Genomic DNA, 25,770 nt, shown 5'->3' with positions numbered 1-25,770 from the left:
GCAACCTTCACCGGCACGTCCCGACCGTCGGGGCATGCGCCAGCGCCCGCCCCGCAGCCTTCCCGGTCATCACCCCGCCGTCCACCGCGACCACGCCATTGACCACTACGCTGCGCACGCCCTGCGCCAGCAAGGTCGGCGCCTCATAGGTCGCCCGCGCCGCATACTGCGCCGGATCGAACACCACCAGATCGGCGAACGCCCCGGCGCGGAGATGCCCGCGGCCCTGCAGCCCGAACGTATCCGCGGTCAGCGAAGAACTCCGCTCGATGAACTGGCGCAGCGTGATCACCTTCTCCGCCTTGGTGTATTTCGCGTATTTCCGCGCGAAGCTGCCATAGACACGCGGGTGCCCGCCCGAGGCGTCCGACCCCGTCATCACCCACGGCATCGCCATGAACTTCGCGATATCGGCCTCGCTCTGGTTGAACGAGACCACGCCCGGATCGGCGATGCGGATCACGGTGATCGCCGCGGTCACCGGATCCTGGCCGAGCGCCTTCGCGACATCCGCCAGCGTCCGATTGCCGTATTTCCCTTCGACGATCAGCAACTTGTCAGCCCCGCCGCGCTTTCGAAGATTCTCGGTGATCCCTGCGCGCAATTTCTGCGCCAGCCCAGCATCGTCGAAGCGCTTGAGCAGCGCCGGCCGCCCGCCGTCCTGCGCCCAGAGCGGCATCAGCGACGCGACCAGGCTCGTGCCGCTCGCGCTCCACGGATACTGGTCCGCAGTCACTTTCTGCCCGCGCCGCCGCGCCGCCTCGACCTTGGCGATGATCGCGGGTGCCTGACCCTGCACATCCACGCCGAGCGCCTTGATATGGCTGATATGCGCCGGCAGCCCGCCCCCCTTGCCGATCGCGATCGCCTCGTCGATCGCCGCCGCGAGCCCGACGGTGTAGCTGGATTCGTCGCGTATATGGCTGTCATAGACACCGCCGCGTGTCCCGGCCTCGCGCGCCAACGCCACCACTTCGCCGGTCTTGGCAAAGCTCTGCGGCGCATAGAACAGCCCCGTCGAGAGCCCCAGCGCGCCCTCGCACATCGCCTTCGCGACCAGCGCCTTCATCTGCCCGAGCTCGGCGTCGGTCGGCACGCGATCGGCCTCGCCGACCACCTTTTCGCGCACCGCGCCGAAGCCGACATAGGCGGCATAGTTGATCCCGACGGGCTTGCTCGCCGCGCTGCCCAGCACCGCCGCGACATCCGGGCTGCCGCCGCCGTCATTGCCGATGAACGCCGTGGTCACGCCCTGCATCAGGAAGGCGGGCACCAGCCGCTTGGCCGGATCGTCCGAAGTCAGCTCGCCGCCCATATGCGTGTGCGGATCGATGAACCCGGGCGCGACGATCATCCCCTTGGCGTCGATCACCCGCGTGGCGGTGATATCGGCATGCCGGCTCACCGATACGATCCTGTCGCCGAGAATCGCGACGTCGCCAACGAACGGCTCGGCGCTGCCGGTATAGATCGTGCCGCCACGGATCAGCAGATCGACCTTCCGCGGCGCCGGAGCAGCAGCCCCCAGCGAGAAGGCCGCGATCCCGAGCAACAACGCGACCTTCATATGCTTCCCCAAAATCCCGTCTGCGGGGGCGACAGCCAGCCGGCCTCGTCGCGAACGCCGCCCGGATAATCCTCCCGGAGCCAGATCGGCCCGTCAAGATCGACGAAGTCCGACATCCGCGCAACGTGCAGCGCCGGCGCGATCGACAGCGACGAGCTGATCATGCACCCGGTCATCAGCCCCAGCCCGCGCGCTCGCGCGGCCTGCGCCAACGCCAGTGCCTCGGTCAGCCCGCCCGACTTGTCGAGCTTGACGTTGACCACCTGATACCGCCGCGCGATCACCTCAAGATCCTCGGCGACATGCACCGATTCATCGGCGCAGATCGGCACCTCTGGCGTGAAGCCCTCGAGCCATTCGTCCGCCTCGGCCGGCACCGGCTGCTCGAGCAGGTCGACCTTCAGGCTCACCAGCACCTTCTGCATCGCGCGCACGAGCGTCTCGTCCCAGCTTTCGTTGGGATCGACGATCAGCTTCGCCTTGGGCGCGGCGGCACGCACCGCACGGATCTGCGCGTCGGGGATCGTCGCATCGACCTTGACCTTGATCAGCGGCGCATGGGCAACCCTGCTCGCGGCGACCGCCATCGCTACCGGGGTATCGATCCCGATCGTGAGCGCGCTGACCAGCCGCTCGGGCTCGGGCGCGCCGATCGCCTTGGCAACGCTGCACCCGCTCAGCCGCGCCTCTAGATCCCATAAGGCACAATCCACTGCGTTGCGCGCCGCTCCTGGAGGCAACAGGCCGAGCAGCTGCGCGCGGTCCGCACCGTTCTCGATCGCATCGCGCACGCCTTGGATCGCCGCAAGCGCAGTCTCGATGCTCTCGCTATAGCGGGCATAGGGCACGCCCTCGCCGCGCCCAGTCTCGCCGCCCTGCTCTAGCGCCACCGTGACCACCTCCGCCTGCGTCTTGACGCCGCGGGAGATCCGGAAAGGCGTGCTTAGCGGGAAGCTGTCGTGCTGCGCGCGGAGGATGCGGGACATAGGAGCTCGTCGAGGATCGCATCGACGCCGAAGGCGATAGGGTCGGTGCAGGGCAGGCCGTATCGATCCTCGGTGCGCGCGCAGGTCGCCCGCGCTTCGGCCGGGTCCATCGCCGACGTGTTTAGGCAGATGCCTACCACGCGCACCTCGGGGCTGGTCAGCCGCGCCGTCAGCAGGTTGATCTCGATGCATTCGCCCAGATCGGGCAGCGCCCGGCCCGGAATGCCGCGCATGTGCAGCCTGTTCGGATCGTGGCACATCACCAGCGCCTCGGCCTGCGCGCCGTGGAGCAGCCCGGTCGATACGCCGGCAAAGCTCGGGTGGAACAGCGAACCCTGGCCTTCGATCAGGTCCCAGCCTTCATCGTCGCGCGCCGGCGCAAGCTGCTCGATCCCGCCCGAGATGAAGTCGGCGACCACCGCGTCGATCGGCACGCCGCCGCCCGCGATCAGGATGCCGGTCTGCCCGGTGGCGCGGAAATCGGCCTGGAGCCCGCGCGCCTGCATCGCCTGGGTCAGCGCCAGCGTAGTGTACATCTTGCCCACCGAGCAATCGGTGCCGACGGTGAGCAGCCGGTGCCCGGCGCGCTTGTATCCGTTACCGACCTTGAGGTCTGCGGGCGGATCGCGCACGTCGAACAGCTGGAGGTTCTTTTCCTTGGCAAGCGCCGCCAGCCGTGGCTGGTCGCGCAGCCGCTGGTGGAGGCCGGAGGCGACGTTCATCCCCGCCTCAAGCGCCGCCGCCGCGTCGTCGACCAGGTCGCGTCCCAGCGTGCCGCCCGAATTGGCGATGCCCAGCACCAACGTCTTCGCGCCCGCCGCCGCGCCTTCGGCGATGCTCATCCGCGGCAGGCCCAGCGTCAGCGGGCAATCGTCATAGCGGAATTCGCCGACGCAATCGCCGGGGCGGAACGCGGCGAGCCCGCGCGAAGTCTTGATGCCGACAGAGTCGGTGCTGTGGCCGAGATAGAGCAGATAGGGAGCAGGTATCATCACGTCCCTTCCGTATCGTGCACCTCGAATAGTCTGCGCATAGCGTGTTACGCCCCCGCCATAGCCCGCTGTTATGGCCGGCTATCCCGCACCGTCCGAACGGCAAGCGGGCAATGTCATGCTGTCCGTTATAGCGTGGGGAACGGCGCGTTCGATTGCCGAGCCTTCCTGTGCAGACCTATTCAAGCGGCGCTGCGCGTTCGGCGCGTGCGTGGAGCACCGGCAGGCCCATCACAGCGCCAAAGAAATGTACGCGGCTGCGGCATGCCTCAAACGCAAAAGGGGACCGGCATCGCTGCCAGTCCCCATGTCACCGGACTTCGGCCTTTGGTCCCGAGGGACATGGGGCCTGGTTTCGGCGGCATGCTCCGCTCGCGCCGGCAAGGGCATGCGAGTTTCGCGTCGGTCACCGGGGCCGGTCAGGTCCGTCGGCTTCCGAAGAAGCCGACATTGCATTCCGGCCGTCGGTGGCCCGCTTCATGATTTCACCCGAGGGCGAAACTATGGAGCCTTGCTGGATCCGATTTCCCGAGCGATCCATCGGCTTCGGCATTCCGCTTGCGCAGTCGGCCAATGCCCTGGGTTTCGACTCTTCGGGCCGATCGCTTCCGCCGATCTGCCGCTTGCGCGGGCCCATCGGCTTGGGTCTCGTCCATCAGGCCGATCCTTCGCTTCTACCAGCGCTTGCGCGCTCGTTTCGGCATCCGGTTCCGCCCGGCTTCGGCGTCCCTCGAAATCGCCGCGACGCTTTCGCATCGCCTTGGTCTCGCAACCACCGTCGCTCTCGTCTCCCCGTCTCGTCCAAGGTGGTTTCCCGAAGGCACCTGCACTCGTAGAGCCGTGTAAGTCGTTGATCTTGCTTTGGTTTCCCGCTGCCGAACCGCCTTCCTTACAAGACAGATGCTGTCATCGATCGCGAGTCGCGCAAAGGGGTAAATGCGGCGCCGTGCCTGTGGATAACGTGAATAACGTTGACAGTTTTGTGTCAGTCGCCGCCGGGAGCCCATCCGACCGGAGCGAGTTCGAATCCGGCAAAGTCGAAGCCCGGAACAACGACGCAGCTCACCAGCGCCCAGCCGGCACGCGTCTCGGTCGATTGCCAGCGATTCGCCGGCACCAGGACTTGGGGCGCATATCCCTGGGTCACCTCCCCGCCAAGCCGGACTGTCTCGATCGTGCCATCGTCCTGCTCGACCAGCACGTCCAGCGGCGATCCCGCATGCCACAGCCACAGCTCGGCGGCATCGACGCGGTGCCAGTGCGAGCGCTGCCCCTCTTCGAGCAGGAAATGGATCGCTGTGCCCCCGGCACGTCCGCCCTCCCCGATTTCGGCACGCCACGTCTCGCGGTACCACCCGCCCTCGGGGTGCGGCGCGAGACCGAGCGCGTCGATGATCGTTCGGGGCGTGTCCATTCGTGAAATCCAACCTCAGCTTAGCGGGACGTAGTTTTAGGTTCATGAAACCCCGCGCCGTCACGGGACGTTTCGCTACCGGTTCCTACTAGTGCAAAACGATCATGGGAGTGATTTATGCGTAAGTTCATCTTCGCGCTCAGCGCGATCGCGGTGGCAGTGCCCACCTCCTTCGCCCTTCCGGCGCCCAAGGCCGAAGCGAAATCGTACAGCTATGAATACAAGGCCGATCAGCGCCGCCGCTATCAGTATAAGGAATGGCGCGGGCGTGACGGCCGCCGCTATTGCCGCAAGCCCAACGGCACGACCGGCCTCGTCGTCGGCGGTGTTGCCGGCGCGCTGGTCGGCCGTTCGATCGACACCCGCGGTGATCGCGCCGCCGGCACCCTGCTCGGCGCTGCCGCCGGTGCGCTTGCCGGACGCGAGATCGAGCGGAGCAGCGGCAACCGCCGCTGCCGTTAACGCCTGATACGCACGCGGAGCATTAACCTTGGCACCCTATAAGTGCCTTCATGCTCCGCGTGCTCGTTCTCTCCACGCTCTTCCCGGACGCGACGCGTCCCAATTTCGGCATCTTCGTCGAGCGGCAGACGCTCGCGCTCGCCGAACGTACCGATGCCGAAGTGCGCGTCGTAGCTCCGCTCGGTCTGCCCCCCTTCCCGCTCGACCGGCTGCCCCGCTACCGCCAGCTCGCAGCGCTGCCTCCGCGTGAGAACTGGAAAGGCCTCGACGTCCACCGCCCCCGCTTTCCGAACTACCCCGCCACCAGCGGTCGCTTCCACGCCAGGGCGCTGGCCGATGCGGTCACCCCGCTGCTCCAGGAAATCCGCCGCGACTTCGCCTTCGACGTGATCGACGCCCAGTTCTTCTTTCCGGACGGAGTCGCCGCAGTCGAACTCGGCCGCCGCCTGGGCGTGCCGGTGTCGATCAAGGCTCGAGGCTCCGATATCCATAGCTGGGGCCGCACCCCGGTGGTCGGCGAGCAGATCCGCAGGGCCGGACACGCCGCCGACGGGCTGCTAGCCGTTTCCGAGGCGATGCGCGACGACATGACCGCGCTTGGCCTGCCCGGCAACCGCACCCAATGCATCGTCACCGGGGTGGACCTGGCGCGCTTCGCGCTCGGCGACCGCGCCGAAGCCAAGGCTGCGCTCGGTGTCGATGGCCCGCTTGTGCTTTCGGTCGGTGCGCTGATTCCTATCAAGGGGCACCAGATCGTCATCGACGCCGTCGCCACGCTCCCCGGTGTCAGGCTGTGGATTGCTGGCGAAGGCCCGCACCGCGCCGCACTCGCCGCCCAGATCGCCCGGCTGGGACTCGGCGACCGCGTGCGGCTGCTCGGATCGGTGCCGCATTCCGAACTGCCACGGCTGCTCGCCGCCGCCGACGCGATGGCGCTCGCCTCCGAACGCGAAGGCCTGGCCAATGCCTGGCTCGAAGCGCTGGCAAGCGGCACGCCGATCGTCATCCCCGATGTCGGCGGCGCGCGGCAAGTCGTCCGCGACGATGCCAGCGGGCAGATCGTGGCGCGCACCCCCGAGGCGTTTGCCACGGCGCTCGGCGCGCTGATCGCCGATCCCCTGCCTCCGACTATGGTCCGTGCCACCGCCGCGCCCTTCACCTGGGCCGCCAACAGCGCGCGGCTGCACGAACATCTCGAGCGGTTGGTGGCCGAGCACGCTCCCCGAACCCGTGGCGCAGGTGGAACGACTGGCCCGGCGCGCCGTTGACTTGGCGCGGCTAGGTCCAGGAGATTTCAGATGGCCGACGCAGACGATTGCGGTCCCCGCATCATCGGCCCTGATGCCGACGCGGCCGAGGACACGGCACGGCCTGCTCCGCAGGGCCAGATGAGGTCGAAGCGCGTTGGCAAAGACGTCACCGGCACCGGCGAGGAGGATTGCGACGACGGCCTCGACATCCTCTTCGTACGCGAAGAGGTTGAAGACACACGACATTGAAACGGACGGGAAACGAAATGGCTTTGCGGCGTTGACTCGTCACTCGATGATCCGTGACACTGGCGTCACGAAACGCGGAGAAGCTTGATGGCGGGCAAGAAGAAGAAGGCCGAAAAGAGTGCGGCAGGCGCTGCGGACAAGAACTCGTTCCTGCCCAAGAGCATCGCCGGGGTAAAGCTGCCCAAGAGCGTGCGCGGCAAGCTCACCGATCTCGCCAAGCATCCGATCGTCGCCGACATCCTTGCCGCAGGGCTGGTCGCGATCGCCGCCAAGCTCAAGAACGAGCCCAAGATCGCCGAGACCGCCACTAAGGCGGCCGAAGACGTGGCCGAGAGCGTGACGGCAACGGCAGCCGACGCGGCAGCCGCAGTCACCAAGCCGGTCGCCAAGCGCACCCGCAAGGCGCCCGCCGCCCCAGCCAAGCCCGCCGACGCCGCCAAGCCGGTGACGCGCCGCACCCACAAGCCCACTGCAGCGAGCCCGGCGCCTGCTTCGGCATCGCCGGCCAAGGCATCGGCCGCCGAGGGTGCTGCGAAGCCGCCCGCGCGGCGGACGCGCAAGACGGCCGAGAGCAGCGCCGCGAAGCCGCGTGCGGCCCGCCGTCCGGCACCCAAGAAGCCGACGCCGCCCAAAAAGCCCGAATAGCCGCCAAACGAACGCGGCGACCGCCCGAGGGCGGCCGCCGCGCGACGTTCAGCAAAGGCCGAGGGTTCAGGCCGGCGTAACCAGCTGCGGCTGGGGCATCTTGCCCATGCGGACCTGCCGGCCGAAGATGTCGCGCATCAGCGCGAGCGAAAAGAGGTGCGCGTAGATCAGCGGCAGCATGCCGTTCTGGACGATTTTCCGGAGCTGGTCCCCGCGCAGCTCGTTGAGCTTCGCCTCGTCGACCATCATGAAGCCGCGATAGATGAACGGCTGCTCATTGCCTTCCTGCTGGATGGTGACTTCACCGTCCATCAGCAGACCCATCTCCTTGAGATCCTTCATGAACATCCCGGTGCGTGCACCGGCCTGCTCGAACTGCTCGTTGAACTGCAGGATGTTCTTGGTGGTCTCGGTCGGCTCGCCATTCTCGAACAGCTTGTCGCCTTCGTCGAACTTGCCGATCGTGTCCGACGACGGATCGAAGCACAGCGACAGCTCGTCGGCTTCGGGACGCAGCCGCGCCAGCAGGTACGGATAGCGGCGAATATAGGCCGGGACGTAGAAGTTCGGCTCAAGCAGCGTGCCTTCTTCGTCGAAGAAGGTGTTCACGCCTTCGTTGAGGCCCATCAGCGCGAGCGGGACGGGGTCCTCGCCCACCGAGAAGACGATCGGCAGATAGCGCTGGACCAACGGAAATTCCTCGACGGTGACCGGCACGGCGTGCTGGTTGCCTAGGAAGGGCGCCTTGTCACGGACGCGGATGCGGAAATCGGCGTGCGCTTGGCTCGAAAGCGGTTCGAGCTGGTTGTAGAACAACGGTAGCGACTGTTGTGGCGCGCTGGCCATCCGAAACTCTCCTGAAAAATGCTGAAACTTGAAGGCGTGCGCAGGTCTATGGACTCGTGAGCGCGGGCGCAAGCACCACCAGCTTGCCGGGATTGAGAATCCCTTTCGGGTCCAGCCCGGCCTTGATCGCACGCAATACTGTCATTCGGGAAGGCGCACTCAGTCGCTCGAGTTCGGCACGTTTCATCTGACCGATGCCATGCTCGGCCGAGATTGATCCGCCCGCCGCGACGACCATGTCGTGGACGAAGCGGCTGATCGCCGGCGCCTGCTCGGCATACCAATGCTCGGGATCGGCACCCTCGGGCGCGCGGACGTGAAAATGGACGTTGCCGTCGCCGAGATGGCCATAAGCGACGGTGCTGCTGCCCGGGAAGCGCGCCTCGGTCGCCGCGCCGCCCTCGACCATGAAGCGCGGCATGTCGTCGACGGGCACCGAGATGTCGTGCTGGACTGCGGGTCCGGCCGCGCGCTCGGCCTCCGAAATGGAGTGGCGGATGCGCCAGAAGCTTTCTGCTTGCGCCTCGCTCGCCGCGATCACCGCGTCGCTCGCCAGTCCCGATTCGAGCGCGGGGGCGAGCAGCCGCTCGAGCAACTCGGCGGGGGGCTCTGCGGCAGGATCGGTCGCGACCGCTTCGATCAGCACGTGCCAGGGCTGGTCGGCGCCGAGCGGCGGACGGATGCCGGGGACATGATCGAGCACCAGTCGTACCGTGCGGCCGGGCATGATCTCGAAGCTCTCGACCGCGCTGGTCGTAGCGTCGAGCGAACGCAGCAAAGCCAGCGCATCAGCAGGGTTCTTCAGCCCGACCCACGCGACCGCCCGCGATACGAGGCCCGGCACCAGCCGCAGGGTCGTGGCCGTGACGATGCCGAGCGTGCCCTCGGCGCCGATCAGCAATTGGTTGAGGTCATAGCCGCGATTGTCCTTCTTGAGCGCGGCGATGCCGTTGTGGATCGACCCGTCGGGGAGCACCGCCTCGACTCCCGCGACCAGGCTCCGCATGTTGCCGAAGCGCAGCACTTGGGTGCCCCCGGCATTGGTCGAGACCAGCCCGCCGATCGTCGCGCTGCCGCGCGCGCCAAGATCGAGCGGAAAGCGGCGACCTTCCGCTTCGGCGGCGTCGCGCAGGTCGGCGAGGATCACCCCGGCCTCGGCGACGGCGAGGTTGCTCGTCGCCGACAGCGACCGGATACGGTTCATCCGCCGCAACGACACCAGCAGCGCCGAGCCGTCGGCGGGAGGCGTCGCGCCGCCAACCATCCCGGTATTGCCCCCTTGCGGCACCAGCGCGACGCCGGCTTCGGCGGCGAGCCCGACGATCGCGGCGACCTCCCCGGTGGATCCCGGCGAGAGCAGTGCCGGCGCCGCCCCCTGGTAACGGCCGCGCCAGTCACGCAGCCATGGCGCGATCGCATCGGCATCGGTGGTCACGGCTTTCGGGCCGAACCTTTGCAAGAGGGTCTCGACAAGCTGGCTTTGGGCTGGTGTCATGGCCGGGCCGGACTAGCACGGCGCCTGCCAGTTCATCCACTGTTCAAGACTTAGCCGTAATAGCCCCGCCAGACATGCTCAATCCGCTGATCGCTGCCTCCGGTCTCCTGTTGTTGCTCGCTGCCCCGGCCTCGCCGCCGGAGCCGATCGACTGGGACACGGCCGCGTCGCTGATTCAGCAGCAGCGAATCACCGTGCATGTGCCGCGCATCACCGTCAGCCGCGCGACTTTAACGGTGCGCACTATGCGCTCGGTCGCGATGGTCGAGAAGAAAGCCGAGGACTGCGTCAAGATGGAGGAGCTCGCCGGCTTCTCGGTCAATCGCTTCGACAGTGTCGACCTGATGCTCAAGAACGGATCGCTGCTCCGCGTCAAGCTGGGCAACGACTGCCCTGCGCTGGGCTTCTACAACGGCTTCTACGTCAAGGCGAACAAGGACAAGAAGATGTGCGCCAATCGCGACTCGATCCGATCGCGATCGGGCCGCCAATGCGCGATCCAGTCGTTCGCAGCGCTGGTCCCGGCGCGCTGAACGCCTCACGCGGCTTGACATCCGCGGCCAAATCCGCAAGCGCGTGAAGCCTTTAGAGGTGCGGACGACCGTGCCCGTTTTCCGGAAAACCGCATGAGCTTTGCCGACCTCGGCCTATCTGACGAACTTCTGCGCGCCGTCACCGATTCGGGCTATACCGAACCGACTCCGATCCAGCGCCAGGCGATCCCGTCCGTCCTCATGGGGAAGGACCTGATCGGCATCGCGCAGACGGGCACCGGCAAGACCGCCGCGTTCGTTCTTCCGATGATCGACATTCTCGGCGAGGGACGCACCCGCGCGCTGATGCCGCGCTCGCTCATCCTCGAGCCGACCCGCGAGCTCGCCGCGCAGGTCGCCGAGAACTTCGAGAAATACGGCACCAACCACAAGCTCTCGATGGCGCTGCTCATCGGCGGCGTGCAGATGGGCGACCAGGTCAAGGCGCTCGAAAAGGGCGTCGACGTGCTGATCGCGACGCCAGGCCGGCTGATGGACCTTTTCGGCCGCGGCAAGATCCTGCTCACCGGCTGCAGCCTGCTGGTGATCGACGAAGCCGATCGGATGCTCGACATGGGGTTCATCCCCGATATCGAGGAAATCTGCACCAAGCTTCCCAAGAACCGCCAGACCCTGCTGTTCTCGGCGACGATGCCGCCGGTGATCAAGAAGCTCGCCGACAAGTTCCTCAACGATCCCAAGCGCGTCGAGGTCGCTCGCCCGGCCTCGGCCAACATCAACATCACCCAGCGCATCGTCGAGGTTCCGGGCAGCGCATTCGCCAAGCGCGAGGTGCTGCGCATGCTGCTGACCCAGGACGACGTCCAGACCGGCATCATCTTCTGCAACCGCAAGACGACGGTGCGCGAGCTCAACAAGAGCCTCAAGAAGCACGGCTATCGCTCGGCCGAGATCCATGGCGACATGGACCAGCCGGCGCGCATCGCCGAGCTCGAGCGATTCAAGAAGGGCGACGTCAACATCCTAGTCGCCTCCGACGTCGCGGCGCGCGGCCTCGACATCAAGGGCGTCAGCCACGTCTATAATTTCGACGCGCCGTGGCATCCCGACGACTATGTCCACCGCATCGGCCGCACCGGCCGCGCCGGCGCGACCGGTATCGCCTATACGCTGGTCGCCCCCGACGATGCCGAGAACATCGCCGAAATCGAGAAGCTCACCGGGCACAAGATCGAGCGCGTGAAGGTCGCGGGCGGCGCCGCGCCGCGCGATACCGAATCACCCAAGCGCGAGAGCGGATCGCGCCGCCGCGGCGGCCGCAAGGTCGAGGCCGAGGCCGAAGCGCCCGCCGAACGCGTGATCGAGGCGCCCAAGCGCGAGCCGGCACCGGTCCGCGACGCCGAGCCACGCCGCGAGCGGGGTGGCCGTGGCCGGGATCGCGACGATCAACACGCGCCGCGCCGCCAGTCACGCGCGCCGCAGGACGAGCCCGATGACGGCTGGAACGGCCCGATCCCCGATTTCCTGAACTACACGCTCGGCGCCTGACCGCGCCGAGTCGCAGCGCTGCCCGGCTGGCACTTCTATGCCCCACCCGGCAGCGTAGCTGACCCCGATTTAGCGGAAGTTGTCGGCGTAGGCCTGCAGCTTGAGCTTCTTCGCCGGCGCCGGGACGATATGAAAGGCATAGCCCTCGCGCTCGGCATACGCCTTGGCGGCGTCGAGCGTCGGAAAGGCCAGGCGGATCTGGCCGGTGGTCTCGCTGCCGCCGTTCCAGCCGGTCAGCGGATCGGCTTGCTGCGTAGTCTGCTGCTCGAACTCGAGGATCCACTGGTCGGTGCGCGCACGCCCCGACTGCATCGCGTTCTTCGGGCGCTGATAGATACGGGCGGATTTCACCTTGGCCTCCATGTGTTGCCCGCCCTTAACGCGCCGCGGCGTTCCTTGCATCAGCCTTTTTGGTCCGCAGCGTCGCCGAAGCGCTCGCCGGGTCGTCAGGCCAGGGATGCCGCGGGTAGCGCCCGCGCATTTCCTTGGCCACCGCGGCCCAGCTCCCCTTCCAGAAACCGGGCAAGTCGCGCGTCGTCTGGATCGGCCGCCCCGCGGGCGACGTTAGGCTGAGCACCAACGGCGTGCCGTCACCGAGCAGGGGGTGGACCGCCAGCCCGAACAGCGCCTGGACGCGCACTTCCACCGTAGGCCCACCCTCGGCGCCATAGTCGATCGCATGGCTCGATCCCGCCGGAGTATCCAGTCGTGCCGGCGCCAGCCGGTCGAGCGCCTTCTGCCCCTCCCAGCCGAGCAGATTCTGTAGCGCCTGGGTCAGCCCCTCGCCCCACACCGCGTCGAGCCGCCTTTTGCCGGCGAGCAGCCCCGGCAGCCACTCGTCGAGGCTGTCCAGCAGCGCCGCGTCGGTCAGCAAATCATGCCCGGCGAAAGCGGCACGCTGGCGCAGCGCCAGCGCCGCCTCGGGCCAAGGCAGCAGGTCCAGTCCGTGCGTGCGCACGCCCTCCAGCAACGACGCCTCGATCTCGGCAGGGCTCGCCGCCGAATCGCTTCCGCTCGACAGCCGGATCGCCCCCAGCCGCCGCTCGCGCAACGCCTCGACGCGCCCAGTGGCGGAATCGAACCGCACGCTGCGCCGGGTCTCGATCCGATCGGCGAAAAGGTCCTCCACTGCCTCGGCATCGATCGCCGCCGCCGACAGGATCCGGGCCCCCGCCGCCATCCCCTGCGTCTCGGCCACCGCCAGCCACTCGGCGCGGGCCAGCGGCGACGTACCATCGAGCCGAAACCCGCGCCCGCCCGCCGACGCCCAGGTTTCGCCCGAGGCATCGCGCCGCCTGGCGATCCGGTCGGGAAACGCCAGCGCGATGCAGGTGGCGATCTCTGCTCCCCTTCCGCTTATGGAAGGGGTCGGGGCAGGGGCTGAAGAACTGGTCGAGGACCCCAGCGGCGCCAGCTTGGCCCACCGCTCGGCCAGCCGCCGGCCATTCTCCGCCCGCTGCCCCCGCTCGCCCCGCCAGCGCCGCAGCCGAAGCTCGATATCGGCGTCTCCGCCGCCGAGCCCGCGCTCACCGAGCAACACCGCAACTTCGGCCGCGGTCTTCGCCAGCCCGATCTCCCCGGCGCGCACCAGCATGTGCCCCAGCCGCGGCGGCAGCGGCAGGCGGGCGATCGCCTTGCCGTGCGCCGTCGGCCGCCCGTCTCCGTCGAGCGCCTCGAGCACCTCTAGCCGCCGCCGCGCCTCGCTGACCGCAGCCTCTGGCGGCGGATCGAGCCAACGGAGCTCGCGCGGATCGGCCACGCCCCAAAGCGCGCAATCGAGCATCAGCGCCGAAAGGTCGGCCTCCAGTATCTCGGGCGGGTCGAAGCGCGGCAGCCCCGCAGTCGCCGCCTCTTCCCACAGCCGATACGCCACCCCCGGCCCCTGCCGCGCCGCGCGCCCGGCACGCTGGGTCACCGACGCCTGGCTCGCCCGCTCGGTGACCAGCCGCGTCATCCCCGCCGCCCGATCGTAGCGCGGCCGCCGCGCCAGCCCCGAATCGACCACCACACGGATCCCGTCGAGCGTCAGCGAGGTCTCGGCGATCGACGTTGCCAGCACCAGTTTCCGCCGCCCCTCCGCATCTGGCGTGATCGCGGCGCGTTGGGCACCCGGATCGAGGCTACCGTGCAACTTGTGCAGCACCACACCCTCCAGCCCCGCCAGCCGCTCCGCAGTCCGCTCGATCTCGGCGACGCCAGGCAGGAAGGCGAGCACCCCGCCCTCGGCTTCGCGCAGCGCGGTCCGGATCGCCGCCGCCATCGAATCCTCGATCCGCGCCTCGGCCGCCCGCCCGAGATGGCGCAGCTCGAGCGGCCAGCTCCGCCCTTCGCTCTCGATCACCGAGGCGTCGCCCATCAATCCTGAGAAGCGCGCTCCGTCGAGCGTCGCCGACATCGCCACCAGCCGCAGGTCCGGGCGCAGCGCTGCCTGGGCGTCGAGCGCCAGCGCCAGCCCGAAATCGCTGTCGAGGCTGCGCTCGTGCACTTCGTCGAACAGTACCGCCGATACCCCGGCCAGCTCGGGATCGGCCTGGATGCGATTGACGAAAATTCCCTCGGTCACCACCGTCACCCGCGTTGCCGCCGAGCGCTTGCTGTCCATCCGGGTGGCATAGCCGAAGGTCTTGCCCACGCTTTCTCCCGCCAGTGCCGCCATCCGCTCGCCCGCCGCGCGCGCAGCCAGCCGCCGCGGCGAGAGCAGCAGGATTTCGCCCTCGCACCAGGGCTCGCCGAGCAAGGCTGATGCCACTGCAGTGGTTTTGCCCGCGCCCGGCGGCGCGACCAGCACGGCGTTGCTGCTGGCGCGCAATGCGTCGAGCAGTTCGGGCAATACGGCGTGGATCGGCAAAGAGTCGCTCATCGCGCGCAACCAATTCCCCAAAGCAGGGTTTGGCGCAATCGAAGCCTAAGGAGCACGAGACATGGCACGGACCCTGGCACAGTTCACGATTACCCCGGACAGCGACGGCGATTACACCCTGCACCTCGAGGACGAGGACGGCGAGACGCTCGAATTCACCGCCGGCTACGAACAGCTCGACCTGATCGTCGAGGCGATCGAGGAACAGCTGGACACCGACGAGGAAGATGCCCTCGGCGTCGATGCCGATGACGACGAAGCGGTAGAAGAGGAAGAGTAAGCCGGCGCTCGGGCGCTCAATACGCCCGGGCGACCGCGAACTCGACCGCCTCGACCATCGCATCCTTCGCCGCACCCGGCGCAAACCCGCCCAGCGCGTCGATCGCGCGCTGGCCGTAATGCCGGGCACGCGCGAGCGTGTCGTCGACCGAGCGGCTCGCCTGAACGCGCTCGATCGCCTCGGCGAAATCGGCGTCGGACACCCGGCGGCCGGAGATCGCTTCCTTCCAGAAGCCCCGCGCCGCTTCGTCGCCTCGCGCGTACGCCAGGATCACCGGCAGCGTCATCTTGCCCTCGCGGAAGTCGTCGCCGGCGTCCTTGCCCATCGTCGACGCGTCCGAGACATAGTCGATCGCGTCGTCGACCAGCTGGAAGGCGATGCCGAGATTGCGGCCATAGGCGTCGAGCGCCGATTCCTCGGCTTCGGACCGCTCGGCGACCACCGCCGAGATCCGGCAGGCGGCGGCGAACAATGCGGCCGTCTTCGCGCCGATGATGTCGAGATAGCGCTCTTCCGAAATGTCGAGCCGGCGCACCGCCGTGAGCTGGTTGACTTCGCCCTCGGCGATCACGGCGCTGGCGTTGCTCAGGATCTTGAGCACCTTGAGGCTGCCGTCCTCGACCATCAGCTCGAAGCTGCGGCTGAACAGGAAGTCGCCGACCAGCACGCTAGCCGGATTGCCCCAGATGATGTTGGCGGTGCGCTTGCCCCGGCGCAGGTCCGACGAATCGACGACGTCGTCGTGGAGCAACGTCGCGGTGTGGATGAACTCGACCGCCGCGGCGAGCCGGTGGTGCCGCGTCCCCGAATAGCCAAGCAGCCGCGCGCTCGCGAGCGTCAGCATCGGCCGCATCCTTTTGCCGCCGCCGGCGATCAGGTGCCCGGCGAGCTCGGGAATCAGCGGAATGTCCGACTGCATCCGGTCTAGGATCACGGCGTTGACCAGGTTGAGGTCGTGCGCCACCAGCTGCAGCATCGGTTCCAGCGAAGGCTCGGGGCGCGAGCCCAGGCGGTGGATGGTGGCGCTCATGGCCGCGGCTCTGGCGCGTGGCGGCGGCAAAGGCAAGGCTTGCGTAGCGTCGCCCCCCGCGCAAAAGGGGTGTATGCCCGACGAGACGCTTCTCCGCTTCCGCCAGAGCATCGACAATATCGATGCCGCGCTGATCCACATGCTCGCCGAGCGCTTCAAGGTGACCCAGGCGGTCGGCGCATATAAGGCCGAGCGCAGCCTGCCCCCCGCCGATCCGACGCGCGAGGAGGCGCAGATCGCCCGGTTGCGCGCGCTCGCCAAGCAGGCCGATCTCGACCCCGAATTCTCGGAGAAATTCCTGCGCTTCATCATCGACGAAGTGATCCGTCACCATGAAAAGCTGCAGGGCGCCAAGTGACCCGCGCCCTTGCCCTGGTCGCATTGGTCCTGCTCGCCGGATGCGATGTCACGCCGGAGAAGCCGGCCAAGCCAGCGCCTACCGCTGCCGCCACGCCGGCCAAGCCCGTCGCCGCACCCCTGTCGCCCGCCGTGCGGCTGGCGGCGGCGGTGCGCGCCGTCCCGATCGACAAGAAGAGCCGCTATACCTTCGACGGCGACGACAAGCTGATCGACGCGCCCTTCGGCCCCGTCCTGCTGCGCCATGGCCGTGTCGCCGATGCCGGTCATGCCGAATCCGGCGTCGTCGCGGTCTATTATCTCCGCGAGGAGGGCGAGGGCTTCGCGCTCGCCAAGGCCTATCCCGAGGCAGCGACCGCCGGCAGCTTCGGCGATCTCAGCGGATGGTCGCTGTCGCCCGCCTTCGCCAAGCTGCCGACCCTAGTGGTCGAAGGCGGCGGCACCTGGCAGGGCTGCACCGTTTCCTTCGCCGAGCTGGTCGAGCTGCGTCCCACCGGCCCAGCCAGCGTCGCCTCGATCCCGACGGCGTTCGACGACAGCGGCATGACCGAGGAAGGTGCCCAGAGCCTCGAAGGCGAAATCGCCGACATCGTCCAGGATCGCAGCTTCACCGTCCGCTACAAGGGAACCGGATCGTTCGCCGAACGATACGTTCGCAAGGGCGACCGCTACGAACGCGAAGGCGGCGAGAGCAAGGTTCCCGGTTGCTGAGCTGAAGGGGCGTATATGATTTCGGGCGACGATTATCTGATCTTCCGCCCCGACGATGTCGACCTGGCGCGCTCCCCGCTGCGCGGTTCGATCGACGAGCCGACCTATGTCCTGGGTGCGTTCAATCCCGGATTCACCCGGCTCCCCAACGGCAATCTCCTGCTGATGGTCCGCGTCGCCGAGGCGCTGCGCGAGCCCATCGACGGCGACTGTGCTCGCGCGATCCGGTGGACGCCTGAGGGCTATGTCCTCGATCGACACCCGCTCTCTGGCATCCACATGGACGATCCGCGCCAGTTCGCATTGAAGGACCGCAACCCGCGGCTGCTCGGCCTGACCTCGCTGTCGTGGCTGCTCCCGGTCGAGCTGAGCCGGGACGCGCGCAGCGTCGTCAAGGTCCATTACGACAAGGCGATCGCTCCCTCGGCCAGCTTCCTCGAATATGGCGTCGAGGATGCCCGGATCAGCCTGGTCGGCGGCAGCTGGTGGATGACCGTGTGCGGCGTCTCGGCCGAGCGCCACTGCACCGCGATGTACCGCTCGCTGAACGGCCTCGACTACGACCTGCTCGGCGTCGTGCTCGATCACCAGAACAAGGACATGATCCTGTTCGAGGGCAAGGTCGGCGGAAAGTTCATGGCGCTCACCCGACCGTTGGGCGAAGTCTATTTCGCCTATCCCGAGGATAGCGAATGGCTTGGCGGCCCGTCGATCAACATCGCGCAATCGCCCGACGGGCTCCACTGGAAGCCCCTCGACACCCCGGGCATCCGCGCCCGCAAAGGCACGACGAGCACCCAGCGGATCGGCGGCGGCAGCCAGCCGGTGCTCACGCGCGACGGCTGGATGCTGATCTATCACGGCGTTGAGAAGCGGGACGCGGTCGGCATCTATCGAAGCTTCTGGGCGCTGCTCGACAAGGACGATCCGTCAAAGATCCTCCGGCTGGAGGACCAGGCGCCCCTGCTCGAGGCCAATCCAGCGCTCACTGCCGACATCGCCCACCAGATGTACCTGCCGACTCCGGTGGTGTTCACCACCGGGCTGGCCGACGCGGGCGACCACTATATCGTCGCCGGCGGCGAGGCGGACCTGGCCTGCCGGATCACCCACCTTCCCAAGGATCGGTTCGAGTGACAAGCAGGACCGCAAAATCCCCCTTCCGCTTGCGGGAGGGGTTAGGGGAGGGGCTATACATCGCATCCGCTCACGGCCTGAGGTCATCCCCTCTCCCGACCCCTCTCGCTCCGCGGAAGGGGAGCGCATACGGAAGGGTGCCAGCATGACCGAGCCCCTGTGGTGGCAATCCGGGGCGATCTACCAGATCTATCCCCGCTCGTTCCAGGACTCGAACGGCGACGGCATCGGCGACTTGCGCGGTATCGAATCGCGCCTCGACGATCTCGTCGCGCTCGGCGTCGATGCGATCTGGATCTCGCCGATCTACCCCAGCCCGATGGCTGATTTCGGCTATGACGTTGCCGATTACACCGGCATCGACCCGCGCTTCGGCACGCTCGACGACTTCGATTCACTGTTGAACGCCGCGCACGATCGCGGCCTCAAGCTGCTCCTCGATTTCGTCCCGAATCACAGCTCGGACCAGCACCCCTGGTTCATCGAAAGCCGGTCCTCGCGCGACAATCCCAAGCGCGACTGGTATCTCTGGCGCGACCCCGCCCCGAATGGCGGCCCGCCCAACAACTGGATCAGCGACTTCGGCGGCCCGGCATGGGAGTATGACGAAGGCACCGGTCAATATTACTACCACGCCTTCCTCAAGGAGCAGCCCGACCTCAACTGGCGCAATCCCGATCTGCGCGCGGCGATGCTCGACGTGCTAAGCTTCTGGTTCGATCGCGGCGTCGATGGTTTCCGGATCGACGTGCTGTGGCACATGATCAAGCACCGCGATTTCCCCGACAATCCGGCCAACCCCGCCTACACCCCGGCGATGGGCGAGATGCACCAGATGCTCCAGCTCCATTCGACCGACCAGCCCGAAGTCCATGGCCTCGCCGCCGAGATGCGCCGCGTCGCCGATGCCTATCCCGAACGCGTGCTGATCGGCGAGATCTACCTGCCGGTTGACAAGCTGATGGCCTATTACGGCACTGGCGGGCCGGGGGTGCACCTCCCTTTCAACTTCCAGCTGATCGAGGCGCCGTGGGACGCGCGGTCGCTCGCTACGCTGATCGCCGAGTACGAAGCCGCGCTGCCGCCCGGCGGCTGGCCGAACTGGGTGCTCGGCAACCACGATCGCCCCCGCGCGGCGACGCGCTTCGGCCCCGAACAGGCGCGCGTGGCGGCGATGCTGCTGCTCACGCTGCGCGGCACCCCGACGATCTATTATGGCGACGAGATCGGCATGACTGACGTCATGATCCCGGCGGAGCAGGTATACGATCCGCGCGAGCTGCGCGAGCCCGGCATCGGCCTGGGCCGCGATCCCGTCCGCACCCCGATGGCCTGGGACGCCACGCCCCATGCCGGCTTTTCCACCGCGACGGCCTGGCTCCCGCTCCACTCGGACTGGGGGGCGCGCAATGTCGAAGCCCAACGCGAAGACCCGCGCTCGATGTGGTGCCTCCATCGCGACCTGCTCGCGCTCCGCCGGTCGCGCGCCGCGCTGTCGATCGGCGACTGGCTTCCCGTAGAGACAGCGGGCAACCTGCTCGCCTATGAACGCCGCCACGGCGATGCGCGCTTGCTGGTCGTCCTCAATCTCGGCGACACGCCCGAGAGCTTCGCGATATCCGAATGGGCCGAGGGGTTGTCGGTTCTGCTCACCACCGGGACCGGCGACGATCCCGCGGTGCTGGGCCCGAACGAAGGCTATATCCTGGGATGAAGATCGCAATGCTGGCGCCGATCGCGTGGCGCACGCCCCCGCGGCACTATGGCCCGTGGGAACTGGTGACGAGCCTGCTCACCGAAGCGCTGGTCGCGCGCGGTGTGGACGTCACCTTGTTCGCCACGCAGGATTCGATCACCGCGGGCACGCTCGCCGGGGTGGTGCCGCGCGGCTACGAGGAAGATCCGACGATCGACGCCAAGGTCTGGGAATATGCCCACCAGTCGCACCTCTTCGCCCGCGCCGCCGAGTTCGACCTGATCCACAACCAGGCCGATTTCCCCGCCCATGCCTATGCCCCGCTGATCGACACGCCGATGGTGACCACGATCCATGGCTTCTCGTCGGATCGGATATTGCCGATGTACAAGCCATTCGAGGATCGCGTGCATTATGTCGCGATCAGCGAGGCGGACCGGCACCCGAGCCTGAAATACGCCGCGACGATCCACCACGGCATCCGCCTCGACGAATTCCCCTTCGACGCGCAGGGCAGCGACGACCTTCTCTTCTTCGGCCGCATGCACCCAGACAAGGGGGCCAGGGAGGCGATCCACGTCGCCCAGGCCAGCGGCCGCCACCTTGATCTCTACGGCATCGTCCAGGACCAGGGCTATTTCGAGCGCGAGGTCCAGCCGCACCTCAGCGACCGCATCGTCTATCACGGGCCGGTGGGCGGCGAAGCGCGCCTGAAGGCGCTCGGCGGTGCCACGGCGCTGCTCCACCTGATCAACTTCGACGAACCCTTTGGCCTCTCGGTGATCGAGGCGATGGCGTGTGGGACGCCGGTTATCGCGATCGATCGCGGCAGCATGCCCGAGCTGATCACGCCGGAGACCGGCATGCTGGTCCATTCGGTGGATGAGGCGATCTCCGCTCTCGACAAGATCGACACGATTGATCGCGCCGCCTGCCGCGCGCGCATCGAAGCCCACTTCTCGGTCGAGGCGATGGCGGACCGCTATATCGCGCTGTACGAGCGTATATTGGGCTGAGCGCGATCTGGAAGACTATGCGCGCGGCCCGACCCGCTTCACACCTGCGCCCTCCAGCGCCGCGACGATCTCGCCGCGCTGCTCGGCGCTCAGCGTCGCTTCGGGGATCAGGTTGAAAAGATTGTCGGTCTGATAGAGCAGGATCATTCCGCGCGCCTCGGCCCATTGGACGAAGCGTCCCCATGCCAGCCGAGTCGATCCCGATTCGCCTTCCAGCGTGAACTGGCTGTCGTCCCACGCGATCCGCATCGGATCGCGCAGCGCATGATGCTGCGCATGAACCCGCGTGATCCGGCGCGGCAGCATCCAGCCGTGAACCAACTGCATCAGTCCGCACACGATCGCGCCGACCACCGGCCCGGCAAACAGCGCGCCCACGATCCACCACGGATCGCCCTGTCGGCTGCCCGACAGCATCGCCACCCCGACGAACAGCACCGAATAGACCGCCGACAGGATCAGATAGCCGCGCAACGCCCGCTTGCTGCGCAACTGGACGTGCTGGTGCAGCCGCTGCGCATTCATATGCGTCGCCAGATCTATTTCGAAACTCGCCTGTCGTTCCATGCTCACTCCGCCGCCAGCAAACTCTCGGCCCCGCCCAGATCCACCGACACCAGCCGGCTCACCCCGCGCTCGACCATCGTCACGCCGAACAGCCGATGCATCCGGCTCATCGTCGCGGCATTGTGGGTAACGATCAGATAGCGCGTCGCGGTCTCACGCGTCATCGCCTCGAGCAGGTCGCAGAAGCGCTCGATATTGGCGTCGTCCAACGGCGCATCGACTTCGTCGAGCACGCAGATCGGCGCCGGATTTGTCAGGAACAGCGCAAAGATCAGCGCCACCGCGGTCAGCGCCTGCTCGCCCCCCGAAAGCAGCGTCAGCGACTGGAGCCGCTTGCCCGGCGGCTGCGCCATGATCTCGAGCCCCGCCTCGAGCGGATCGTCCGAATCGACCAGCTCCAGATGCGCCTGCCCGCCGTTGAACAGCGTCGAGAAGAGCCGCCGGAAATGCAAGTCGACCGCCTCGAACGCCGCGAGCAGCCGCTGCCGCCCCTCGCGATTGAGCGTTCCGATCGACCCGCGCAGCCGATTGACTGCCTGGGCCAGCTCGTCGCGCTCGGCGGCATTGCTGGTGAATGCGGCTTCGAGTTCGGCAAGCTCGGTCTCGGCGACCAAATTGACTGGTCCGATTCGCTCGCGGTCGACACTGAGTTTCTCATGGGCGCCCGATTCGTCCTGCGGGCTGCGGACGCTTTCCGCCTCGAACCCGGCCTTCTGGGGCAGCAGCGGCGGCGGGCATTCGAAGCGCTCGCCCGAAAGGCGCCCCATCTCGACGCGCCGCATCTCCTGGTTCTCGGCGCGCGCACTCGCCCCCGCGCGCATCTCGCGCGCCTCGGCCAACGCCTCGTTGGCGGTGCGGACATCGCCCTCGGTGCCACGCAGCGCCGCTTCGGCCTCGCGCTCGGCCGCCTGCGCGCTCGCCGACTCGGCGCGCGCCGCTTCGGTTGCCGCCTCGGCCTCCGCTACCGCGGCATCGAGCTCGGCAGGGCGGCCGGCGATCCGCTCGCGCTCCCCGGCCAGCTCGCCCGCGCGCTTCTCCATCTCGCTTGCCCGCCGCGCCGCCTCGCCCGCGCGCGACTTCCAGCTCTTGCTCTCGGCGGTCGCCGCAGCGAGCCGCTCGCGCGCCTGGCCGATCTCGCGGTCGAGGCTGCCGCGCTCGCCGCGCGCATTGGCGGCTCCCGTCCGCCGCGTCTCGGCCTCCGCCGACAATGCCGCGACCCTGGCGCGCGTCGCCGATCCGTCGGGCAATGCCGCCTTGGCCGCCTCGGCCCGCGCCAGCTCGCCCGCCCCCTCGTCCTGCTCGCCCGCCACCCGCGCCCGCCGCGCTTCGAGATCGGCGCGCTGCGAGTCGAGCCGTTCGAGCTGTGCAGTCGCACGGTCCTCGGCACGCGCAGCCTCGCGCCCGGCATTCTCGGCATGGTCGAGCACCCGGCGGCAGTCGGCCGCCCTGCGCCGCGCCTCGACAATGCTTTCGTCGATCCGGGCAAGCTCGGCATCGGCGGCATCGACCGCGCGCACCGCCGCCGGTCGCGTCTTCTCCAGCGCGGCGAGCCGATTGACGCGCTCGAGCCGCTCAGCCGCCGCCGCGCCGCCCGACTTGGCGACATAGCCGTCCCACCGCCGCAGCACGCCAGCGAGCGTCACCAGCCGCTGTCCCACCGCAAGCGGCTGTCCCGCATCGCGCTCGGCAACGAGCACCTGCGCCAGCCGCCGTGCCAGCGCAGGCGGTGCCTCGACATGCCGCGCCAGCGGCACGGTATCCACCGGCGCGCCTGGATCGCCCGGCTGCGGCCCGGCGCCGGCCCAATAGCGCTCGGCCCCGGCATCGAGCCCCGCCTCGAGGTCATCTCCCAGCGCCGCGGCGAGCGCGCGCTCATAGCCGGCATCGACCTTGAGCCGGTCTAGCAGCCTATCCTTGCCCGAAGGCCGCGTCGCCTTGGCGAGCACCGCCGACTCGCTGTCGAGCTGCGCCAGCTCGGCGTGCGCCGCCGCACGTGCCGACTGCGCCCGATCACGCGAGTCGATCGCGCTGCGCTCGCTCGCATCGGCGCGCGTCAGCCCGGCGCGCGCAGTCTCGGCCTGCGCTACTGCCTGCGCCCGCACCTTTGCCGCTCGCGCCTTCTCGGCCTTGAGCGGCTCGGCGTCGCCCAGCGCCGCGATCTCGGCATCGACTCGCGCCTGGTCGCGCCCGGCCCGCTCGGCCCGCGTTCGCGCAGCAATCAGCGCCGCTTCCGCCACCCGCGCGTCCGCCGCCTCGCTTGCCTGTGCCGCCAATGCCTGGGCCAGCGCCACCTCGGAATCGCGCGCAGCCCGCTCGGCCTCGGCCAGCGCCGCGTCGAGCATCGGCATCCGCGCGCCGGCATCGGCAATGCGCGCCTCGAGCGCCGTGGCCTCGTCGCCAAGTCGCGCCAGCGCCTCGGCCGCGTCGTGCGCCAGCGCGCCCTCGCGCCCGCGATCCTCGGCCAGCCGCACCTCGGCTTCGCGCAGCTCGACGATCCGGCGTTCGACGGTCCCGCGCTCGCTCCGCAGCGTCGCCAGCCGGTGCATCGCATCGGTCGCCCGGTCGCGCACCGCCAGCGCTTCGGCGCGCAGCGTGGCGAGGGCCTCGGCCGCGGCCTGCTGGCGCGCGGCGGCAGCGTCGTGCGCTAGCGCCCGCTCGGCGACCAGCGCCTCGGCCGCCGCCGCTTCCTTCTTGGCGGCATCGGCCGCACTCGCGGCGTCGCGCCACCGCGCATAGATCATCCGCGCCTCCGCGATGCGGATGCGTTCGGAGAGTTCGCGATAGCGTTCGGCCTGGCGCGCCTGCCTCTTCAGCGCGGCGGCGCGCGTTTCCTGGTCGCCGATCAGCTCGTCGAGCCGCGTCAGGTTCGCCTCGGTCGCGCGGAGTTTCTGCTCGGCATCGCGGCGGCGGACATGGAGCCCGGCGATCCCCGCCGCCTCTTCGAGCATCGCGCGGCGCTCGCCCGGCTTTGCCGCGATGATCGCCCCGATCCGCCCCTGGCTGACCAGTGCCGGCGAATGCGCCCCCGTCGCCGAATCGGCGAACACCAAAGCGACATCCTTGGCGCGGACGTCGCGCCCGTTGATTCGATAGGCCGATCCCGCCCCGCGCTCGATCCGGCGGACGACTTCGAGCTCGTCGTCCTCGCCTTGCCTGTCGGCGAGGATCGAGACCTCGGCGAAGTCGCGCGCCGGCCGCGTCGCGGTCCCGGCGAAGATCACGTCTTCCATGCCGGCCCCGCGCATCGACTTCGCGCTGGTCTCACCCATCACCCAGCGCAACGCTTCGAGCAGGTTCGATTTGCCGCACCCGTTGGGGCCGACCACGCCGGTGAGGCCGGGTTCGATCCGCAGGTCGGCCGGGTCGACGAAGCTCTTGAAGCCCGTCAGCCGCAGCCGCTTGATCTGCATCGCCCCGCCCCCCGGCTCGGCCGTTACCGAGCCCCGGCCGCCTTGAGCGCCTTCTCGACATCCGCCCAGAGCGCGGCGTCGATCTTCTCGTCGTTGATGAAGAAGCTCGGCGTGCCGTTCACGCCCTTGTTGGTGCCTTCGGCAAGGCTGTCGGCGATGCGCTTCACCGCGGCCTGGTCGGCGAGGCACTGGCGCGCCTTGGGCTCGGGAATGCCGCGCTGCTTGGCGAATTCGACCATGCCGGTCTGGTCGGCGATCGCCGCCGCGGCCTGGGGCGGCGCCATCGCCTGGAGCTGCTGCTGGAAGCCCTGGGGCAGCTTCTCCATCTTCTCGAAGAACGCCGGCTGATTGGCGAAGATCTGGTCGAGCATCGGGAAGAATGCCTCGGTGCCGGCGCACTGGTTGAGCAAGGCGAGCGCGAGATCGGGTGCGCCATGTAGCGGGAAGTCGCGGAACTCGTAGCTCACCCGGCCCGTCGAGATGTAGTTCGCGCGGAGCGGCTCGGCGGCCTCGACACCGAAGCGGCCGCAGGTCGGGCAGGTGCGCGAGCCATATTCGATGAGCTTGATCGGCGCGTTGGGATTGCCCTGGACATAGCCGTTCTGCGGCGTCACCGCCACGACGTCGGCCCATTGCTTGCCCGCGGGCGGCGCGACATTGGCCACCGGCGCGCTCGACACGGGGCCGGTGCTGTTGCCGTCACCGCCGCCGTCACAGGCAGCGAGCGCGAGAAGCGGAAGAAGGAGGAAGGAACGCAT

24 protein-coding genes are annotated in these 25,770 nt (G+C 68.4%); 12 read left to right on the top strand and 12 right to left on the bottom strand.

From position 1 onward, the window contains the following. Positions 1 to 7 precede the first annotated feature (7 nt). From RZN05_RS18070 to RZN05_RS18055, 4 genes are all read right to left on the bottom strand, one after another. Complete coding sequence (locus RZN05_RS18070; RefSeq protein ID WP_317228075.1) at positions 8 to 1,567, bottom strand: N-acyl-D-amino-acid deacylase family protein; 1,560 nt, start codon at positions 1,565 to 1,567, stop codon at positions 8 to 10. Further along, a complete protein-coding gene (gene dgcA / locus RZN05_RS18065) occupies positions 1,564 to 2,553 on the bottom strand; it encodes an N-acetyl-D-Glu racemase DgcA (protein ID WP_317228074.1) in 990 nt (329 codons plus the stop codon). The genes RZN05_RS18070 and dgcA overlap by 4 nt, the downstream gene beginning before the upstream one ends. Continuing rightward, on the bottom strand, positions 2,511 to 3,545 hold the full coding sequence (dgcN, locus tag RZN05_RS18060) for an N-acetyltransferase DgcN (protein ID WP_317228564.1): 1,035 nt from the start codon (positions 3,543 to 3,545) through the stop codon (positions 2,511 to 2,513). Before dgcN ends, dgcA begins: the two co-directional genes overlap by 43 nt. Before the next feature lie 985 nt (positions 3,546 to 4,530). Continuing rightward, the gene (locus RZN05_RS18055) at positions 4,531 to 4,959 is read right to left on the bottom strand and encodes a cupin domain-containing protein (RefSeq protein WP_317228073.1); all 429 of its coding nucleotides are present in this window, start codon (positions 4,957 to 4,959) and stop codon (positions 4,531 to 4,533) included. A gap of 117 nt (positions 4,960 to 5,076) precedes the next feature. Here RZN05_RS18055 and RZN05_RS18050 point away from each other — a divergent pair, with 117 nt between their 5' ends. The 4 genes from RZN05_RS18050 to RZN05_RS18035 all read left to right on the top strand — a co-directional run bounded on the left by RZN05_RS18050 (position 5,077) and on the right by RZN05_RS18035 (position 7,565). Continuing rightward, positions 5,077 to 5,421, top strand: coding sequence for a glycine zipper 2TM domain-containing protein (locus tag RZN05_RS18050; RefSeq protein ID WP_317228072.1), 345 nt, complete (start codon positions 5,077 to 5,079; stop codon positions 5,419 to 5,421). A gap of 50 nt (positions 5,422 to 5,471) precedes the next feature. After that, positions 5,472 to 6,689, top strand: coding sequence for a glycosyltransferase (locus RZN05_RS18045; RefSeq protein ID WP_317228071.1), 1,218 nt, complete (start codon positions 5,472 to 5,474; stop codon positions 6,687 to 6,689). 30 nt (positions 6,690 to 6,719) lie between these two features. Continuing rightward, positions 6,720 to 6,920, top strand: a complete 201-nt coding sequence (locus tag RZN05_RS18040) for a hypothetical protein (protein ID WP_317228070.1) — start codon at positions 6,720 to 6,722, stop codon at positions 6,918 to 6,920. Positions 6,921 to 7,007: 87 nt separating this feature from the next. Continuing rightward, entirely contained in the window at positions 7,008 to 7,565 is a 558-nt protein-coding gene (locus RZN05_RS18035) for a hypothetical protein (RefSeq protein WP_317228069.1), read from the top strand. A 66-nt stretch (positions 7,566 to 7,631) separates the two neighbouring features. Here the strand turns inward: RZN05_RS18035 and RZN05_RS18030 are convergent, their stop codons facing one another. Together RZN05_RS18030 and RZN05_RS18025 are read right to left on the bottom strand one after the other, a co-directional pair. Next, complete coding sequence (locus RZN05_RS18030) at positions 7,632 to 8,411, bottom strand: SapC family protein (protein ID WP_317228068.1); 780 nt, start codon at positions 8,409 to 8,411, stop codon at positions 7,632 to 7,634. A 46-nt stretch (positions 8,412 to 8,457) separates the two neighbouring features. Next, the gene (locus RZN05_RS18025; RefSeq protein WP_317228067.1) at positions 8,458 to 9,906 is read right to left on the bottom strand and encodes an FAD-binding oxidoreductase; all 1,449 of its coding nucleotides are present in this window, start codon (positions 9,904 to 9,906) and stop codon (positions 8,458 to 8,460) included. A 74-nt stretch (positions 9,907 to 9,980) separates the two neighbouring features. Between RZN05_RS18025 and RZN05_RS18020 the strand changes: the two genes are divergently transcribed. Further along, a complete protein-coding gene (locus tag RZN05_RS18020; protein ID WP_317228066.1) occupies positions 9,981 to 10,439 on the top strand; it encodes a hypothetical protein in 459 nt (152 codons plus the stop codon). A gap of 93 nt (positions 10,440 to 10,532) precedes the next feature. Then, complete coding sequence (locus RZN05_RS18015) at positions 10,533 to 11,948, top strand: DEAD/DEAH box helicase (RefSeq protein ID WP_317228065.1); 1,416 nt, start codon at positions 10,533 to 10,535, stop codon at positions 11,946 to 11,948. A 69-nt stretch (positions 11,949 to 12,017) separates the two neighbouring features. Here RZN05_RS18015 and RZN05_RS18010 read toward each other — a convergent pair whose 3' ends face one another. Then, entirely contained in the window at positions 12,018 to 12,299 is a 282-nt protein-coding gene (locus RZN05_RS18010) for an ETC complex I subunit (protein ID WP_317228064.1), read from the bottom strand. 25 nt (positions 12,300 to 12,324) lie between these two features. Next, positions 12,325 to 14,808 (bottom strand): ATP-dependent helicase HrpB, encoded by a 2,484-nt coding sequence (hrpB, locus tag RZN05_RS18005; protein WP_317228063.1) that lies wholly within the window; start codon positions 14,806 to 14,808, stop codon positions 12,325 to 12,327. A 61-nt stretch (positions 14,809 to 14,869) separates the two neighbouring features. On the opposite strand from hrpB, the gene RZN05_RS18000 reads away from it, so the two are divergent. Further along, entirely contained in the window at positions 14,870 to 15,088 is a 219-nt protein-coding gene (locus RZN05_RS18000) for a hypothetical protein (RefSeq protein ID WP_317228062.1), read from the top strand. Positions 15,089 to 15,104: 16 nt separating this feature from the next. Here the strand turns inward: RZN05_RS18000 and RZN05_RS17995 are convergent, their stop codons facing one another. Further along, positions 15,105 to 16,118, bottom strand: a complete 1,014-nt coding sequence (locus tag RZN05_RS17995) for a polyprenyl synthetase family protein (RefSeq protein ID WP_317228061.1) — start codon at positions 16,116 to 16,118, stop codon at positions 15,105 to 15,107. A gap of 73 nt (positions 16,119 to 16,191) precedes the next feature. Between RZN05_RS17995 and RZN05_RS17990 the strand changes: the two genes are divergently transcribed. From RZN05_RS17990 to RZN05_RS17970, 5 genes are all read left to right on the top strand, one after another. After that, the gene (locus RZN05_RS17990) at positions 16,192 to 16,476 is read left to right on the top strand and encodes a chorismate mutase (protein WP_317228060.1); all 285 of its coding nucleotides are present in this window, start codon (positions 16,192 to 16,194) and stop codon (positions 16,474 to 16,476) included. Next, on the top strand, positions 16,473 to 17,186 hold the full coding sequence (locus RZN05_RS17985) for a hypothetical protein (protein WP_317228059.1): 714 nt from the start codon (positions 16,473 to 16,475) through the stop codon (positions 17,184 to 17,186). The genes RZN05_RS17990 and RZN05_RS17985 overlap by 4 nt, the downstream gene beginning before the upstream one ends. Before the next feature lie 15 nt (positions 17,187 to 17,201). Further along, positions 17,202 to 18,323 (top strand): glycoside hydrolase family 130 protein, encoded by a 1,122-nt coding sequence (locus RZN05_RS17980; RefSeq protein ID WP_317228058.1) that lies wholly within the window; start codon positions 17,202 to 17,204, stop codon positions 18,321 to 18,323. A 145-nt stretch (positions 18,324 to 18,468) separates the two neighbouring features. Then, on the top strand, positions 18,469 to 20,037 hold the full coding sequence (locus tag RZN05_RS17975; protein WP_317228057.1) for an alpha-amylase family glycosyl hydrolase: 1,569 nt from the start codon (positions 18,469 to 18,471) through the stop codon (positions 20,035 to 20,037). Continuing rightward, positions 20,034 to 21,035, top strand: coding sequence for a glycosyltransferase family 4 protein (locus tag RZN05_RS17970; RefSeq protein WP_317228056.1), 1,002 nt, complete (start codon positions 20,034 to 20,036; stop codon positions 21,033 to 21,035). The genes RZN05_RS17975 and RZN05_RS17970 overlap by 4 nt, the downstream gene beginning before the upstream one ends. Positions 21,036 to 21,050: 15 nt before the next feature. Here RZN05_RS17970 and RZN05_RS17965 read toward each other — a convergent pair whose 3' ends face one another. Genes RZN05_RS17965 through RZN05_RS17955 form a run of 3 tightly spaced genes read right to left on the bottom strand, consistent with a single transcriptional unit; the run spans position 21,051 to position 25,770 of the window. After that, the gene (locus RZN05_RS17965; protein WP_317228055.1) at positions 21,051 to 21,602 is read right to left on the bottom strand and encodes a YcxB family protein; all 552 of its coding nucleotides are present in this window, start codon (positions 21,600 to 21,602) and stop codon (positions 21,051 to 21,053) included. A 2-nt stretch (positions 21,603 to 21,604) separates the two neighbouring features. Beyond that, positions 21,605 to 25,012, bottom strand: coding sequence for a chromosome segregation SMC family protein (locus RZN05_RS17960; protein WP_317228054.1), 3,408 nt, complete (start codon positions 25,010 to 25,012; stop codon positions 21,605 to 21,607). A 23-nt stretch (positions 25,013 to 25,035) separates the two neighbouring features. Then, the gene (locus RZN05_RS17955) at positions 25,036 to 25,770 is read right to left on the bottom strand and encodes a DsbA family protein (RefSeq protein WP_317228053.1); all 735 of its coding nucleotides are present in this window, start codon (positions 25,768 to 25,770) and stop codon (positions 25,036 to 25,038) included.

Origin of the sequence: Sphingomonas sp. HF-S4 (assembly GCF_032911445.1) — a bacterium.
In the GTDB taxonomy this organism is placed as follows: Bacteria; Pseudomonadota; Alphaproteobacteria; order Sphingomonadales; family Sphingomonadaceae; genus Sphingomonas; species Sphingomonas agrestis.
The sequence above is the reverse complement of the archived record's forward strand: the minus strand, read 5'-3'. Positions and strand labels throughout refer to the sequence as shown.